The sequence below is a fragment of the Gordonia sp. OPL2 genome (assembly GCF_003797825.1).
Classification (GTDB): domain Bacteria; phylum Actinomycetota; class Actinomycetes; order Mycobacteriales; family Mycobacteriaceae; genus Gordonia.
The window spans coordinates 59,442-76,388 of sequence record NZ_RKME01000025.1 but is presented as its reverse complement, the minus strand read 5'-3'; the positions used below and the strand labels follow the sequence as shown (position 1 = coordinate 76,388).

Here is a 16,947-nt window from a genome sequence, read left to right as displayed (position 1 = left end):
ACGGTGCGATCACGACTTGCGAACCGTGATCTGCTCGTGCTCGACGTCCTCGGAGTCCATGGCCTTCGCCTCGGCCTCGTTGACCACGCGCTTGCCGTCGTGGGTCAGGTAGCTGTTCTTGAACTTGTTGGTCTCCGCAACGAGCGCCTCGGCCTGGTCGTCGGCGAGCGCCTTGCCGCCGGCGATGGAGTCGTAGACACCCTTGGCCTCGTGGTGCAGGTGGCTCAGCAGCTGCGTCTCGAAGTTGCGGACGTCGTCGACCGGGACCGAGTCGTAGTGTCCCTCACCGCAGAGGTAGATCGACACGATCTCGTCCTCCACCGAGAAGGGGCTGTACTGGTCCTGCTTGAGCATCTCGACCCAGCGGGCACCGCGCTCGAGCTGCGCCTTGGAGGCGTCGTCGAGGTCGGACGCGAAGGCGGAGAACGCTTCGAGCTCACGGAACTGTGCCAGCTCCAGACGCAGCGAACCGGACACCTTCTTGAGGCCCTTGGTCTGGGCGGCGCCACCGACGCGCGAGACCGACGTACCGACGTTGATGGCCGGGCGGACACCCTTGTTGAACAGGTCCGACTCCAGGAACACCTGACCGTCGGTGATCGAGATGACGTTGGTCGGGATGAACGCCGAGACGTCGTTGGCCTTCGTCTCGATGATCGGCAGGCCGGTCATCGAACCGCCACCCATCTCGTCGGAGAGCTTGGCGCAACGCTCCAGAAGACGTGAGTGCAGGTAGAAGACGTCACCCGGGTACGCCTCGCGACCCGGCGGACGACGCAGCAGGAGCGAGATCGCGCGGTAGGCCTCGGCCTGCTTGGTCAGGTCGTCGAACACGATGAGGACGTGCTTGCCCTGGTACATCCAGTGCTGGCCGATGGCCGAACCGGTGTAGGGGGCGAGCCACTTGAAGCCGGCAGAGTCCGACGCGGGGGCCGCGACGATGGTGGTGTACTCCATCGCTCCGGCCTCTTCGAGGGCGGTCTTGACGCCCGCGATGGTCGAACCCTTCTGACCGATGGCGACGTAGATGCAGCGCACCTGCTTCGCCGGGTCACCCGAATCCCAGTTGGCCTTCTGGTTGAGGATCGCGTCGATGCAGACGGCGGTCTTGCCGGTCTTGCGGTCGCCGATGACCAGCTGGCGCTGGCCGCGGCCGATGGCGGTCATGGCGTCGATGGCCTTGATGCCGGTGGCCAGCGACTCCTCGACGGGCTGACGCTCGAGCACCGAAGCGGCCTGCAGCTCGAGGACGCGCTGTTCGTCGGCCTCGATGTCGCCGAGGCCGTCGATAGGAGCACCGAGCGGGTCGACGACGCGACCGAGGAACTTGTCGCCGACGGGCACCGACAGCACCTCGCCGGTACGGCTGACCTGCTGGCCCTCTTCCAGCGACTCGAAGTCACCGAGGATGACCGCACCGATCTCGTCCTCGTCGAGGTTCAGGGCCACGCCGAGCACGCCGCCCTCGAACTGCAGCAGCTCGTTGGCCATCGCGCCGGGCAGTCCGCTGACGTGGGCGATACCGTCCGATGTGTCGGTGACGATGCCCACCTCGTCACGGGAGGCATCGGCTTCGAACGACGAGACATACTGCTCGATCGCTCCCTTAATCTCGTCTGGTGAGATCGTCAACTCCGCCATGGGTACTCGTCTTCCTTGCTCAGTCCGGCTGGTGGTTTGGTTGGTTCGCTGGATGTGTTGGTCAGGGTCAGCGCGGCAGGCTCTCGGCCGCCTTCGCCAAGCGGGTGGCGACGTCGGCCTCGATCACCTCGTCGCCGACCGAGATGCGGAGACCACCGAGCAGTTCGGGGTCGATCTCGGTCTGCACGGAGATGGTGCGGCCGTAGATGGTCCCGAGCACCGAGGCCAGCCGCGCCGACTGCGCATCGCTGATCGGTGCCGCGGAGATCACGTGCGCGACGGACTCGCCGCGGCGCGCGGCCGCCAGTTCGGCCAGGTGGTCGAAGGCCACGTCGGCCGGCTGGCCGTGCAGCAGCACGAGGGTGTGCGACAGCAGGTACCAGGCGTGTTCGCCGACCTTGTCCCCCACCAGTGACCTCAGCAGCTCGACTCGCTTGCCGCTGTCGTGGGAGTAGTCCGAGAGCAGCGAGGACAGCTGCGGGTTCTGCTCGAGCAGGCGTGCCACGCCGAAGAGCTCGCTCTCGACCTGTTCGATGGTCCCGTCACGTTCGGCCGCGGCCAGCACGACCAGCGCGTTCTGACGTCGCAGAGCCGCGGTGAAGTCGACGGTGGCCGACCAGCGCTGCTTGACCGCCGCGACCAGGATGTCGACGACGATCTGCGCCACCTTCCCCTCGAAGAGGTTGGTGACCAGTTTCACTTGGCCGTCGGTGTTGTCCTCGTCCTCGGTGAGGCGCTTGCGCAACACCGGGTTGCCGTCGATGAGCGAGATCACCTCGGTCAGCTCGACCGACGCCTTGGTCAGCGCCGCACCATCGAGATCCTTTGCCGCCGAATCGAACTCCCCGGCGACGGCGCGCGCGGCATCCCGACTGGTGGCGCGCATCGAGTGCAGGCCGATCAGATCCGCACTGTGGGCGATCCGGTCGGCTGACGGTCCACCGGCCGCCATGGACTCGAGTTCGTCGATGACCCGGTCGACGCTGTCCGACTGTGCCTTCGGGTCCTCGAGGTGTTGCCGGACGATCTTGCCGGCGCCGTCGACCGCGGTGAGCCCGAGGTCGTTGCGCAGCGAGCGCACCAACGTCGCGCGGTTCAGTTCCGCCTGCGACTTGCCGTGCTCGCTGATGCGCCTGACCTCGGAGTCGGCCTGGGCCTTGAGGTCGGCAGCGATGCCGTCGGCATCCTTCAGCGCACCCTTGTGCAGTTCCTCCGCCTCGGCCTTGGCCTCGGCGAGGGCACGTTCGTGGGCCGCCTGCGCATCGCTGACGCGGGCCTTGGCGGCCTCGCTCTCGGCGACGTGCTGCGCGATGGTCTCCTTCTGCGCCGTGGTCGCCTTCGACAGCACGGGACGCACATACTTCCAGAACAGGAAGATGATGAGTGCGAACCCGATGAGGTTCCCAATGACGATGTCCACTTACTTCACCGTTCCTGTCGACTCGTATGCGGCAGCCTGACCTGACGACACATCGGTTCCCAGCACACGGCTCGCGAGCACGGACGACAGATGATCGACGTCCTGTCGTGCGGTCGCCGCCGCCTGCTCACCCTCCGCTTTCAACTGCTCGGAGGTCTTGGCGATCGCGGCGTCCGCCTCATCCGTCGCACGCTTCTTGGCGTCGGACAACTGCTCGTTGCCCTCCGCACGTGCCTGGTCCCGAATACCGGTGGCGTCGGCCCGGGCATCCTTGAGCGCGGCCCGGTATTCGGTGTCGGCATCCTCGTAGCTCGCCGCAGCGGCCCGGTTGTCCTCGGCCGTCTTCGCGACCATGGCATCACGGTCGTCGAGCACCTTGAGGATCGGCGGCACGACCATCGTCCGGATCACGAGGAAGACGATGACGAAGATGACCAGGCACACGAAGAACGTGCCATTGGGGATGAGGAAGTTTTCTGCGGCGAGGTTCATGTTGCGGATGTTCCCTTGATCCTTGGGACCCGGTCAGCGACCGAGATCAGGAAGTCTGGCCGGAGATCGGGGTGGCGAAGACGAAGAGCGCCATGAACGCCAGGTTGATGAAGTACGCCGCCTCGACCAGACCGACGGTGATGAAGAACGGGGTGAAGAGGCGACCCTGTGCCTCCGGCTGCCGTGCGATACCCGCGATCAACTGAGCGCCGGCCAGACCGTCACCGATACCGGCACCGATCGCGCCGCCACCCATGATGAGGCCGCCACCGATCAACGCACCCAGACCAATCAGATTGGGATCCATTGAGAACTTTCCTTTCGGGTGAAACTGACACTGCGGTGCCAGGTCTTTGTTCCGGCGCGGCAGGTGCCGGCCGGGGTCGTACTAGTGGTGGTCTTCGTCCAGTTCCATCGCCTGGCTGAAGTACAGGATCGTCAACAGCGCGAAGATGAAGGCCTGGATCAAACCGACGAAGAGGTCGAAGGACTTCCACAGAGCGTTCGGCGCCCACATGACGTAGACGGGCATCAGCGCGATCAGCGCGACCATGATGCCGCCGGCGAACATGTTGCCGAAAAGACGGAGGGAGAGCGAGACGGGCTTGGCGATCTCCTCGATGATGTTCACCGGGGCGATGGCGACCGAGTGGCCCTTGACCAGCTTCACCGGGTGGCCGATGATGCCGCGGCGCTTCACGCCGGCGGCGTGATACCAGACGAACACGAAGAGCGCGAGGGCGTAGACGAAGTTCACGTCGCTGGCCGGCGGCTTGATCCACTCATGCGCGCCGCCCTCGGCTGTGCCGTACTGGGCCGGGATGATCGACAGCCAGTTCGCGATGAGGATGTAGGTGAAGAGCGTCACCGCCAGCGGGAGCACGAAGCCGGCGATCCTCATGCCGATCGCGCCCTCGATCTGGCTGCGCATCTGGACCGTGAGGACCTCGAAGTACAGCTGCACGTTGTTGGGCTTGTTCGACGTCATCTTGAAGCGCACGAAGAATGCGAGCCCGATGACGATGACCGCCGCCACGGAACTGCCGATGACCGTGTCGATGTTGACGGTCATGCCGAACCACTCGACCTCGGTGTGGTGGCCGACCTCGATCGCCGACTCCGACTCGGCCAGGTAAGACGTTGCGGTCATAGCTGCTTACGAAGTCCTTTCATCACCGGAATCACCGTGTTGAGCACCAGGATCACCTGGCCGACGGCGAGTCCGAACATCGCGCCCAGCCCGTCGGGCCGGACCAGGAAGGCCGCCACCAGTGCGAGGACCGTGATGGCCCCGAGGCGGTATGCCGAATTGAGAGCGAGCAGTTTCTTGCGAGGGTTCTCCGCGGTGGCGACATTGTCGACGGCACGGATGACCAGCTTCGTGTTGATGAACACCAACACCACGCCGGCGAGGAAGAATGCGGCGAACCAGATGTGGCCCACCAGGATCGCGACGACGAGCACCACGATCGTCGCCACCGCGGCGATGATCCCCGGACGCAGGAGCCCGGTCGGTGCCGCGGGATAGTACGACGTCGAGTCAGGGGCAGATGTGGTCATTCGCCTCTCCTCGAGTTCGGCCCTGTTGCCACAGGGCACAGGCCATCGAGCGTGCGATCGGCGACTGGCATCACCGGACGTAAGCTCGCATTTTCTGTGACACTACCAACACCCGTCGGCGCATTCACCAGGGGGTGACTCGCACTGCGGGGCAGGCTGATCGTCGATGCGGTGCGAGACACGCCGCCGAAAGTGCCGGACGGTTCGCGTTCGTGCCGACGTCGACCTACTACAGCGAATAGTACACGCCTTTTACCATTGCCTTACCTTGGGGTCCCCGCAGCGGAGGCGTCCGCGCGGTCGGCCAGACCCCGCGTCCGGAATTCGGCCAGGCGCCGTTTGAGCCGGGGTGCCATCGTCACGAGCAACGCGACGACGAGGCCGGCACCGAACATCGGCGCGACGACGGAGATCGGGAACAAGGTACTGGCGGCCGCCGAGAACGCGAGCACCCCGACCCAGAGATAGATGATGAGCGCGACCCGGCGCTGCGAGTGCCCGAGCTCGACGAGCCGGTGATGCAGATGCATCTTGTCAGGGGTGTAGAAGCCGACACCGGCCCGGGTCCGCCGGACCACGGCCATCAGCATGTCGAGCATCGGCACGAACACGACCGCGGCCACCAGGATCAGCGGCGAGAGCAGGGTGAACACGTCCGCGGGTCCGTAGGCGTTCATCGCGATGCGGCCCGACGCGCTGGTCGATGCCGCGGAGAGCATCAGACCGATCAGCATCGCCCCCGAATCGCCCATGAAGATGCGGGCCGGCGAGAAGTTGTGTGGGAGAAAGCCCAGGCAGGCCCCGGCCAGCACGGTGGAGATGAGCGCAGGTGGGTAATAGCTGACGTCGCCGCCCTGATCGTGCAGCAGGCCGAGGGAGAACATGCAGATCGCGAGCGCCGCGATCAGTCCCAGTCCCGCGGCGAGGCCGTCGAGCCCGTCGATGAAGTTGACCGCGTTGATGGTGGCCACGGTGACGGCGACGGTGAGCAACCCGGCCTGGAGGGGATCGAGCACCACCGTGCCGATGTCGGCGAACGGTACATAGAGCAGATACCAGCTGACGCCCATGATCACCAGCACTCCGGCGGCGGTCAGCTGGCCGACGAACTTGGTGAGTGCGTCGAGCCCCCAGCGGTCGTCGATGACGCCGACGAGCACGATCACGGTGCCCGACACGATGACCGCACTCATGTCGCTGGTGTACGCGAACCCGCGGGTCAGGGCGGGCAGGTTCGCTGCCAGGGCGATCGCGGCAACCATTCCGGCGAACATGCCGAGGCCACCGAGGCGCGGGGTGGGGATGACGTGGACGTCGCGGACGCGTGGCACCGCCACCGCACCGACGCGGATGGCGAACACGCGGACGAGTGAGGTCAGCAGATACGTCACAGCCGCCGCGGTCAGGCCGACCAGCGCCAGCTCGCGCAAGGGCACACCGGCCCCGCCACCGGCGACCGACTGCGCGGCGTGGTGCGTCGCCGGATCCCCGGCACCGAGAGCGGTGACGGAGAGCAGACCGGCGGGATCGAACACCCGCACCAGGCTACCCGCCCGTTCTGGCCAGGATTTCGCCCCGGATCCCGGCGTGTTGAGGTGCGCCGACGGGTCCGGACAACCCCCGCATGATCCAGTCGGCGACCGTTGCCATGTCATCGACGCCGAGTCCGCCGACGACCGCCGACGGAGTGCCGACACGGATCGCGGATCCCTCCGCGACCGGCTTCTCATCGAACGGGATCACCGCCCGGTCGACGACGATCCCTGCCGAGGAGAGCCGCCGCTGCGCCTCGCGGCCACTGACGTCGAGGGCCGAGACGTCGACGACCACGAAATGGGTGTCGGTGCCGCCGCTCACGATCCGGAGACCGCGATCACCGAGTTCGTCGCCGAGACGCCGCGCGACGGCCACCGTGTCGGAGGCGTAGTCGGCGAATGCACGTTCGCCTGACTCCTTCATACAGACGGCCTTCGCAGCCACCGAGTTCATCGACGGCCCGCCCTGGATGAAGGGGTGGACGGCCTTCTGCAGTACCGCCCGGTGGGGCTCCCGCGCGAGGATCATGCCGCCGCGCGGCCCGCGCAACACCTTGTGGGTGGAGAAGGTGACGACGTCGGCGTGCGGGACGGGCGACGGCGCGACGCCACCGGCCACGAGCCCGGCCAGGTGAGCGGCATCGACCCAGAGGATCGCCTCGGCCTCGTCGGCGACGGCGCGCAGGGCGGCGTAGTCGATCTGTCGGGAGTAGGAGGCCGAACCGGCGACGATGATGCGCGGGCGGTGGAGCAGTGCGGTGTCGCGGAGTTCGTCGTAGTCGATCAGCTCGTCGGACTCCCGGACCCCGTAGTGGATTGTTCCGAACCACCTGCCGGAGAAATTGGCGCGCGATCCATGCGTCTGATGGCCGCCGTGGTCGAGGCGCAGCGCGAGGACGGGATCGCCGGGCTGGGCGAAGGCCGCATAGACCGCGAGGTTGGCGGCGCTGCCGGACAGTGGCTGCACATTGACGTACTCGGCACCGAAGAGTTGGACGGCGCGATCGATGGCGAGCTGCTCGACCTCGTCGGCGACCTCGCAGCCACCGTGGTAGCGGGCGCCCGGATACCCCTCCGCGTATTTCGTGCCGAGATCGGACGTCAGCGCGGCGAGCACCGCCGGAGTGGGCGGTGTCTCCCCCGCGATGAGTTGCAGGGTGCTCGTGCGGCGTCGGGTCTCACGGCCGAGGAGCTCCTCGAGCTCGGGGTCGGACTGCAGATCGTTCCCTCGGGGTTGTCGCATCGATCAGTGCGGCGTCAAGGTGTCGACGTCGACGTCGAGCACCTCGGCGATGGCCTCGGTCGACACCGCGCCCGCCCGGAGGATGCGGGGGGTGACTCCGCTCAGGTCGACGATCGTCGAGGGCTGTGCCGCCGCGGCCGGTCCCCCGTCGAGGTACACCGACACCGACTCACCGAGCTGATCTCGCGCCTCGTCGACGGTGGTGGCGGGCGGGCGGCCGGACACGTTGGCACTCGACACCGCCATCGGGCCCACCTCACGCAGCAACTCGATCGCGACGGGATGCAGCGGCATGCGCAACATCACCGTCCCGTCGGTGTCACCGAGATCCCAGGCCAGCGACGGTGCCTGCGCCACGACCAGGCTCAGGCCGCCGGGCCAGAACGCCTCGACGAGATCGCGGGCCGCCGTCGACACCGACAGGACCAGACCGTCGATCGTGTGCCAGGAGCCGACGAGAACGGGCACCGGCATGTCCCGGCCGCGTCCCTTCGCCGCCAGCAACGCTGCGACGGCATCGGAATCGAACGCGTCACAGCCGATTCCGTAGAGGGTGTCGGTCGGGAGGACGACCAGCCGACCGGCCTTGGCCGCACCGACGGCCGCACGAATACCAGCCGCCCGGGTGTCTGTCTCACCGCAGTCGAATACCGTGCTCACCCGGCCATCCTGCCACGAGCCGGGTGACCCGGGCCGCGGGAGGGGCGTCACCCCAGCCGGCGCGCCGTGACGAACCGTGGCCGACCCGTCAGGTCGTGGCGGGCGCGGATGTCGGTGAAGTGCCCCGTCGCGGCGAGGGCGGCCGCCACCGCCGACGACGTCGACTCGTCGTGCTCGATGCCCACCACCCCACCGACCCGCAGCATGTCGGCGACGACCGCGAGCATCGGGACGATCACCGACATCCCGTCGGCACCGGCGAACACCGCCTCCGGCGGATCGTGGGCGACTTCCGGGGACACGTCGGTGCCCTCCGGCACATAGGGCGGGTTCGCGACGACGACGTCGACCGTGCCGGCGGGGAACGCGTCCGCCATTCCGTCGGTGTCGGTGACGTCGGCGGCCAGCACCGACACCGTCACCCCTCGCCCGGCGGCGTCGGCGACGTTGCGCGACAACCATTCCAACGCCGACGGCGACCGCTCGACGGCGGTCACGCCGGCACCCGGGATCATCGATGCGATCGCGATCGCCAACGCACCGCTTCCGCTGCACAGGTCTACGACGACCGGGGCCGAGATGTCCCGGGCCTCGATGACGGCCCATTCGGCGAGGAACTCGGTCTCCGGGCGGGGGGTGAACACCCCGGGGCCGACGGCCAGTTCGGCGGGGCCGAATGCGGCCGTTCCGACGATGTGCTGCAACGGGATCCGCGCACACCGAGAGTCGACGGCGGCGCGGAAACGAGACCGGGCGCTCTCATCGAGGTCGTCGAGGATCACCAGCCGTCCCCGGTCCACCTCGAGGACATCGGCGAGCAGCCATTCGGCGTCGGACCGCGCGGAGTCGATCCCCGCCGCGTGCAGTCGATTCCGCGCCCTCGCCAGTTCCTCGTCGATGCTGATCGGCGACGAACGCCCGGCGGTGGTCACCGGATCACTCGGCCTCGAGGCGCGCCGCCCGGTCGGCGGCCACGAGCGCGTCGAGCATCGCGTCCATGTCGCCGCCGAGGACGGCGTCGAGATTGTTCGCCTTGTAACCGATGCGGTGATCGGTGATGCGGTTCTCCGGGAAGTTGTACGTGCGAATCCGTTCCGAGCGGTCGACCGTCCGGATCTGTGCGGCGCGGCCCTGGGCGGCGGCGGCCTCCGCCTCCTCCTCGGCCGCAGACTGCAGGCGCGCCGCGAGTACCTGCATCGCCCTGGCCTTGTTCTGCAGCTGCGAGCGCTCGTTCTGGCAGGTCACCACGATTCCGGTGGGCAGATGCGTGATGCGCACGGCCGAGTCGGTCGTGTTGACGCCCTGACCCCCCTTGCCCGATGACCGGTAGACGTCGATCCGCAGGTCGGATTCGTCGATCGCGACCTGCTCGACCTCCTCGGGCTCCGGATAGATCAGCACGCCGGCGGCCGATGTGTGGATACGGCCCTGGGATTCGGTGACCGGTACACGCTGCACCCGGTGGACACCGCCCTCGAACTTCAGCCGCGACCAGACACCGTCGCGCAGTTGCTCTTTCGACTTGATCGAGATCGTGGCCTCTTTGTAGCCGCCGAGATCGGACTCGGTGACGCCGAGGGTCTGCGCCTTGAAGCCGTGGCGCTCGCAGTACTTCAGATACATCCGCGCGAGGTCGGCCGCGAACAGCGCCGACTCTTCACCGCCCGCACCGGATTTGATCTCGAGTACGACATCGTCGCCGTCGTGCGGGTCGCGGGGGGCGAGCAGGTCGGTCAGTGTCGCATCGAGCTCGGCGACAGCGGCCTCGAGCTCCGGGATCTCGTCGGCGAAGGCCGGATCGTCGGCGGCGAGCTCGCGGGCCGCGGCGAGATCGTCACGCGTCGCCGCGAGACGTCGGTGCGTGGACATGATGGGTGCGAGTTCGGCGAACCGCTTGCCCACGCGGCGAGCCGCGGTCGGGTCGTCGTGCAGCGAGGGATCGGCGAGCTGTGCCTCGAGACCGGCGTGTTCGGCGAGGATGTCGTCGATCGCCGACTGGCCCCGGCCCGGGGACTCCTGTGTGGTCATGGATGCTCACCTCTGTCGCGGGTTCACCGCATCGGCTGGGTGGAGTGAGGACCGAAACGACGACGACGCCCGTCCACCGCGCACATCGTGCGCGCCGGAGGGGCGTCGTCGGTCGAGCTAGTTGGCGTCGGCCTTCTTGGGGGTCCGCTTGCCGTAGCGCTTCTCGAACCGGGCCACGCGGCCGCCGGTGTCGAGAATCTTCTGCTTGCCGGTGTAGAACGGGTGGCACTGCGAGCAGACCTCGACGTTGATACGTCCGTTGTCCGCGGTGCTGCGGGTCTCGAAGGTGTTGCCGCAGCCGCAGACGACCGTGGTCGTCGCGTACTCGGGGTGGATGCCCTGCTTCATCTGGTTGTCCCTTTCTGTGGTCGCCGGGTCACCATCGGGGATCGATGGTGTGAACCGGAACCGGACTCGACCGCTCAGTATGCCACGCGGCCGGCGCGCCCTGGAAATCGTCGAACGCACCCGACCGCGTCCATCTCGTCATGCGATCCACCGACCAGAACGCGACGTCACGACGTTTCATTCCCGAGTTAGGCATGCCTTAGGATAGTAAGGCTTAGCTAAGTTATAGGCTGATGGCTTCGTCGGCGTCACTCCACCGTCGCAGTGACGCCGACCCCGGACGATCCGACCAGTGCCGTCCCGCGCGGGCGGACCGAGACCTCCACCTCCGCCCGTGGCGGGGTGGACCGAGAACTCAGAGGACCGAATGCGGCCAGAACATGACCCCCGAGCACTGCTCTGGGATCCGAGCGACGAGAAGAGCAGTTGCGGGGTGGGCTTCATCACCCGCAAGGACGGGGTGCAGAAGCACTCCGTGATCTCCAAGGCCCGTGAGGCACTCTGCTCGGTCCCCCACCGCGGCGGCATGTCGGCGCTCGGCGTCGGCGACGGCGGCGGTGTGTCGATGGATCTTTCCCTCCGATTCTTCCGCAAGATCACCGGCCGGCCGGATCTCCGACTGGGCAGGTTCTGCGTCGGCAACTTCTTCCTCCCGACCGGGCCCGACGCGGCGGCCCGCGCCGCCCGACTCATCGAACGCACGATGGCGGGCCGGGGTTTCGACGTCCTCACGGTGCGCGACGTCCCGGTCGACACCGACGCGCTGCGCCCGGCGGCCATCTCGTTCCAGCTGCCGATCCGTCAGTGGGTGTTCTCTGCGCCGGAGCCGTGCCCGGAGCCCGCCGCTCTCGACCACGCTGTCCAGCAGGCACTGTTGCACATCGAGGCGACCGCCTTCACCAAGCCGGAACTGGCCGGCCTCTATCCGCTGTCGCTGTCGGCCCGGACCCAGGTGCTCAAGGGTCGGTTGTCCTCGCCCGAGGTCATCGACTACTTCACCGATCTCGGCGATCCCGACCACGCGGTCCACACGCTGTACTTCCACACGCGGTTCTCCACGAACACCGATCCGCATCCGACGATGGCGCAACCGTTCCGGTTTCTGGCGCACAACGGAGAACTGAACACCGACAAGAAGAACCGCATCGCGCAGGTGACCGCGGCGACCGCCCAGCACAAGAGCATCGTGCGCCCGCCCGGGCAGTCCGACAGTTGCCGTCTGGATCAGACGGTCGCGGCCCGGGTCATCGAGGACCGGGTGGATCTGGTGACCGCAATCGTGTCGATGATGCCCCCGGCCTGGGAGAACGACTCGTCGTTGTCCGAGCCGGTGCGTGCCATGTTCGAGTACTTCTCCCTCGTCGAGGAGAAGAACGACGGACCGGCGGCGGTCGTGTTCGGTGACGGTACGGTCATCGGCGCCCGCCTCGACCGCCTCGGCCTGCGACCGCTGCGCACGGTCGAGACCACCGACTATCTGTGCGTGTTCTCCGAGGCGGGACAGATCGCGTTCCCGCCGGAGACGGTGATCGCGCGGGGCCGGGTCTCCGCCGGAGGGATGATCTACTACGACCATCGTGAGCACCGCACCTACACGACGCTCGACGCCTACGAGAAGCTCGCCGCCGCCAAGGATTACCGTGCGCTCCTGGCGGCGGCCAAGATCGACCTGGCCGACGTCGAGGCGGCGGCCGGCACGACCGACGATCGCCGGCCGGGCACCGGTGACGCCGCCGATGCCGCAGTGGGCCCCACCGAGCTGACCGACCATCAGCGGTATCGGGCCTACCACCTCGACCAGGAGAGCTTCCGCTACTTCGTCGACCCGATGCTGTCCGACGGCAGTGAACGGGTGTCGGCCATGGGCTTCGGCAACGCCATCAACGCACTGACCGACATCGAACCCAATGTGGCGCGGTTCTTCTCGCAACGATTCGCGCAGGTGACCAATCCCCCACTCGACAGCATCCGCGAGGCAGATGGCATGACGCTGCGTGTCGCCCTGGGCGCGCGACCGGGGACCGGCACGGACGCGCACGCCGCCGGCCGTCAGATCATCCTTCCCTCACCGGTTCTCGGCACCGCCGACCTGGATCTGCTGCATCGGCAGGAAGTGACCCCCGCCCGTCTGTTCGACGCCTGCTTTCCGATCGCCTACGACGACCGCGACGGCGACGACCGCCGTGCCATGGTGTCGGCAGTGGACCGACTCGGCGACGAGATCGTCGCCTTCGCCGAGTCGCGCGGTGGGATCGCCGTCCTGAGTGACCGCGGGATCGCACACGACCGCGCCGCGATCCCGATCGTGTTCGCGGTGTCGGCGGTCAATCAGAGACTGATCGCGGCAGGCCTGCGTCTGCGGGTGTCACTCGTCGCCGACACCGGCCAGGTGGAGTCCTCCCATCACCTCGCGGCCACCCTCGGATTCGGCGCTGCCGCAGTCCATCCCCATTCGATCGCACGTCGCGCTGCATCCGTGTCGACCGACGGCGCCGAAGGACTGGCGGCGTTTCGGCGATGGGTGAAAGCCGCCGAGAAGTCACTGATGAAGACGATGGGACGCGTCGGGCTGTGCACCGTCGAGAGCTACATCGGCGGCGAGTTCTTCGAACCGAACTTCCTCGACACCGCCGATGACGATCTGCGCCGGTGGTTCCCGGACCTGCGTGCCCCGGTCGGGGGTGTCGGACTCGGCCCGATCGCGGCGACCGTGGGGCGTGCTCACCGCGCCGCGATGAGCACCTCGCTCACCTCGGACAAGGACCTGCCGTTGCTGGGCCTGTTCAAGGAACGTTCCGACGGCGCGGGCCACTCGTTCGGTGCGACCGCCGTGCGCAAGTATGCCGACCTGACCGGGGAGAAGATCACCTTCGCCACCGCCGGTCGCGAATCCCCGTCTGCCGCCGAGGCCGATCGCGCCGGCGGGCTCCGCCTACTGACCCTCGGCAGGTTGTCGGATGCGTTCGGACTCGACGCGCGCGCCTACGCGGACAGCTCCTACGACCGCCTCTCCGCCGACGACATCGATGGGTTCGTGGTCACCGACGCCTACCGTTCGTTCGCCGAGGAGATCGCCGCGCAACGCGCCGACCGACCGAGTGCACTGCGCGACATCCTCGCCCTACCACTCGACGTCACGGGATCGGGCACCGCCGACGACTTCCTCGATGTGTTGCAACGCGCGCACACCGATCCGGCCGAGAAGGTCCTCGTGCGTGGTCTACGGGTGACCTCGCTCGAGGACGACGCGGGCACGCCCGGCACCTTCCATGTGTCCCTCGACGGGGATCCGACCGGCTCCGACGGACTCGCCCGGATCCAGGCGCTGGCTCAGGCGATGGCGGATCTGCTCGGGACGTCGGCGGAGATACTCGACTGCGGGGACTCGGGGATCATCGTCGTCGCGAACGGCACGGCGACCGACCTGCTGAGCCGACTGGGCACCGCCCAACCGGCGATCGCCCTCGCCGATGTGCAGCCCGCACATGAGATCACCACGACCTTCGCCTCCGGCGCGATGAGTCATGGCGCCCTGGTCGCACCCGCCCACGAAGCCGTCGCCCACGGCACCAACATGGTCGGGGGTCTGTCCAACAGCGGCGAGGGTGGCGAGCACATGTCCCGCTACGGCACCATCCGTGCGTCGGCGATCAAGCAGTTCGCCTCCGGACGGTTCGGCATCTGGGCGGGCTACCTCGCCGACCCGATGCTCCGTGAACTGGAGATCAAGATCGGCCAGGGGGCCAAACCCGGTGAGGGCGGACAGCTCCCGGCCCCCAAGGTGACGGTGGAGATCGCGGCGGCGCGCGGCGGCACGCCCGGCGTGGAACTCGTGTCGCCGCCCCCACATCACGACACCTACTCCATCGAGGACCTCGCCCAACTCATCCACGACTGCAAGGCCGCTCGCGTCCGGGTCATCGTCAAACTGGTCTCGTCGGAGGGTATCGGCACGATCGCCGTCGGTGTGGCCAAGGCGGGCGCCGACGTGATCAACGTCGCCGGCAACACCGGCGGCACCGGCGCAGCGTCGGTGACGAGCCTCCGCTACGCGGGCCGCGCCGCGGAGATCGGCCTCGCCGAAGTACACCAGGCGCTGTGCGCCAACGGCTTACGCCAGAAGGTGGTACTGCGTACCTCGGGCGCTCATCAGACCGGCCGCGACGTCGTGACGTCGGCGCTGTTGGGTGCCGACAGTTTCGAGTTCGGAACGTCCGCGCTGATGATGATCGGCTGCGTGATGGCCAAGAACTGCAACATCAAGTGTCCGGCCGGCCTGACGACCAACCCCGAGGTCTTCGACGGGGATCCGCGATCGATGGCGCAGTATCTGTGCAACATCGCCCACGACGTCCGGGAGATCCTCGCGGGGCTGGGACTGCGCAGCCTGTCCGCCGCCCGTGGCCGCACGGACCTGCTCCGGCTCGTCGACCATCCCGCGGTGGTGACACCGCTGCGACTTCAGGCGCTCCTGGCCCGCATCGATCCGGTCGCGATCACCGATCCCGTGTATCTGGAACGCGACTACGCGATCGACGATGCGGTCGGCGACGAGGTCCGCAGGGCCCTGCTGGAGTCGCGCGACCGCGACGTCACCATCGACACCCCCGTGCTCGGCAACCGCAACAAGAGTGTCGGCGCACAGCTCGCAGTCGACATCGAACGGACCTTGAACCACGAGCTGACCGCAGCCGACATCACCGACCTGCCGAGTGTGCTCGTCGACGACCGCGGTCGCCGATTCCTGGCGCCGGACTCCGTGCGGGTCGCCACCTCCGGCTCGGCCGGGCTCTCGTACGCGGCGTTCTGCAACGACGGAATGCGCCTGGAGCACAGCGGGACCTGCAACGACGGTGTCGGGAAGTCGATGTCGGGCGGAAGCGTGATCGTACGTTCACCGGGCGGGGGCTCGCCATCGATCGGCGGCAACGTCCTGATCGGCAACTTCGCCCTCTTCGGCGCCACGGGCGGCCGACTGTTCGTCGAGGGTGAGGCCGGCGACCGGTTCGCGGTCCGCAACTCCGGCGCGACCGCGGTCGTGGAGGGGGTGGGCGAATTCGGCTGCGAGTACATGACCAACGGGGCCGTGCTGAACCTCGGCGGGTACGGCAAGGGACTCGGCAACGGGATGAGTGGCGGGTTCCTGTACCAATACGACCCGGCATGCGTTCTCGAGACCCGCATCAGCAGCGACTCGGTGGTGGTGGGAGCCATCACCGGCGTCGACGATCCTCTCGCCCCCGTTCACCACCACGCCGTTCGGCACATGCTCGAGATGCACGTGGCGGCAACGGGTTCGGCATTGGGCACCCGACTGCTTGAGAACTGGGAGACCGAACGGCACTACATCTCCTATGCGATGCCGCGGGCCCTGGTCGCCTATCAGGACAGCGACGCGCTGGTGGCCTCGATCTCGCATCGCGACCTCCTCGACGAATTGTCGACGGCGTTGGCGGCCCATCAGGTGCGGGCGCTGAAGGTCAGCATTCGCAGCGGTACGCCGGTGGCCGACGGCGCCGTGCCCGGATACGGCGAGACCGACAATGCGGAGATGTACCGTCTCCTCAACGCGTTCACCGTGTTCGAGATCGCCCGCGGACTCGCCGCCACACGCCTGGCACGGACGGGCGGCACCCGGCCCCGGGAGCAGGTCTCCGCGTGGACCGATCAGGCGATCGCCACCGGGGCGCGCAATCTGGTTCTCACCGAGGACTTCGAACTGCTGTCGAAGGTCGCACGGTACGCGCGTGACATCCTCGGGGCATACGACGCCGACCAACTCGCCGCGCTGATCGCGGCGAAGCGCGTGGACGACTACAAGTCGGCACTGGCGCAACGCAACGTGTGGTCGATGGATGCGCCGGGCACCTACGGATGGATTCTCCTGCAGGACCGAAAGAATCGCGAGAAGCTCGGCGGACTGCCCGGTTTCGACGAGCTGTTCGCCGCCGCCGCGGTTCCCGACGTCGCGGCGGGCCTGCGGTCCTCCATCGACACTGACACCACGAAGGTGGGATGAC

At 67.7% G+C, this 16,947-nt stretch carries 13 protein-coding genes; 1 reads left to right on the top strand and 12 read right to left on the bottom strand.

Annotation, left to right across the window (positions count from 1 at the left end):
- Positions 1-9 precede the first annotated feature (9 nt).
- The 12 genes from atpA to rpmE form a co-directional block, all read right to left on the bottom strand.
- Complete coding sequence (atpA, locus tag EEB19_RS20505) at positions 10-1,641, bottom strand: F0F1 ATP synthase subunit alpha (protein WP_187589205.1); 1,632 nt, start codon at positions 1,639-1,641, stop codon at positions 10-12.
- 67 nt (positions 1,642-1,708) lie between these two features.
- The gene (locus EEB19_RS20500; RefSeq protein ID WP_187589204.1) at positions 1,709-3,061 is read right to left on the bottom strand and encodes a F0F1 ATP synthase subunit B/delta; all 1,353 of its coding nucleotides are present in this window, start codon (positions 3,059-3,061) and stop codon (positions 1,709-1,711) included.
- Positions 3,062-3,553: a F0F1 ATP synthase subunit B gene (locus EEB19_RS20495; RefSeq protein WP_187589203.1), complete on the bottom strand. Its 492-nt coding sequence runs from the start codon at positions 3,551-3,553 to the stop codon at positions 3,062-3,064.
- Positions 3,554-3,599: 46 nt separating this feature from the next.
- Positions 3,600-3,860 (bottom strand): F0F1 ATP synthase subunit C, encoded by a 261-nt coding sequence (locus EEB19_RS20490; protein WP_187589202.1) that lies wholly within the window; start codon positions 3,858-3,860, stop codon positions 3,600-3,602.
- A gap of 81 nt (positions 3,861-3,941) precedes the next feature.
- The gene (atpB, locus tag EEB19_RS20485; protein WP_187589201.1) at positions 3,942-4,703 is read right to left on the bottom strand and encodes a F0F1 ATP synthase subunit A; all 762 of its coding nucleotides are present in this window, start codon (positions 4,701-4,703) and stop codon (positions 3,942-3,944) included.
- On the bottom strand, positions 4,700-5,113 hold the full coding sequence (locus EEB19_RS20480) for a hypothetical protein (RefSeq protein ID WP_187589200.1): 414 nt from the start codon (positions 5,111-5,113) through the stop codon (positions 4,700-4,702). The genes atpB and EEB19_RS20480 overlap by 4 nt, the downstream gene beginning before the upstream one ends.
- A 263-nt stretch (positions 5,114-5,376) precedes the next feature.
- The gene (locus EEB19_RS20475; RefSeq protein WP_262365818.1) at positions 5,377-6,549 is read right to left on the bottom strand and encodes a glycosyltransferase family 4 protein; all 1,173 of its coding nucleotides are present in this window, start codon (positions 6,547-6,549) and stop codon (positions 5,377-5,379) included.
- A gap of 109 nt (positions 6,550-6,658) precedes the next feature.
- Positions 6,659-7,891, bottom strand: coding sequence for a serine hydroxymethyltransferase (gene glyA / locus EEB19_RS20470; protein ID WP_187589199.1), 1,233 nt, complete (start codon positions 7,889-7,891; stop codon positions 6,659-6,661).
- A 3-nt stretch (positions 7,892-7,894) separates the two neighbouring features.
- Positions 7,895-8,551: an L-threonylcarbamoyladenylate synthase gene (locus EEB19_RS20465; RefSeq protein WP_187589198.1), complete on the bottom strand. Its 657-nt coding sequence runs from the start codon at positions 8,549-8,551 to the stop codon at positions 7,895-7,897.
- Between the two features lie 47 nt (positions 8,552-8,598).
- Positions 8,599-9,483, bottom strand: a complete 885-nt coding sequence (gene prmC, locus EEB19_RS20460; RefSeq protein WP_262365813.1) for a peptide chain release factor N(5)-glutamine methyltransferase — start codon at positions 9,481-9,483, stop codon at positions 8,599-8,601.
- A gap of 4 nt (positions 9,484-9,487) precedes the next feature.
- Positions 9,488-10,579, bottom strand: coding sequence for a peptide chain release factor 1 (gene prfA / locus EEB19_RS20455; protein ID WP_187589197.1), 1,092 nt, complete (start codon positions 10,577-10,579; stop codon positions 9,488-9,490).
- A 117-nt stretch (positions 10,580-10,696) separates the two neighbouring features.
- Positions 10,697-10,927 (bottom strand): 50S ribosomal protein L31, encoded by a 231-nt coding sequence (gene rpmE, locus EEB19_RS20450; RefSeq protein WP_187589196.1) that lies wholly within the window; start codon positions 10,925-10,927, stop codon positions 10,697-10,699.
- Between the two features lie 367 nt (positions 10,928-11,294).
- Between rpmE and EEB19_RS20445 the strand changes: the two genes are divergently transcribed.
- Positions 11,295-16,946 (top strand): glutamate synthase-related protein, encoded by a 5,652-nt coding sequence (locus tag EEB19_RS20445; RefSeq protein ID WP_187589195.1) that lies wholly within the window; start codon positions 11,295-11,297, stop codon positions 16,944-16,946.
- Position 16,947 lies beyond the last annotated feature (1 nt).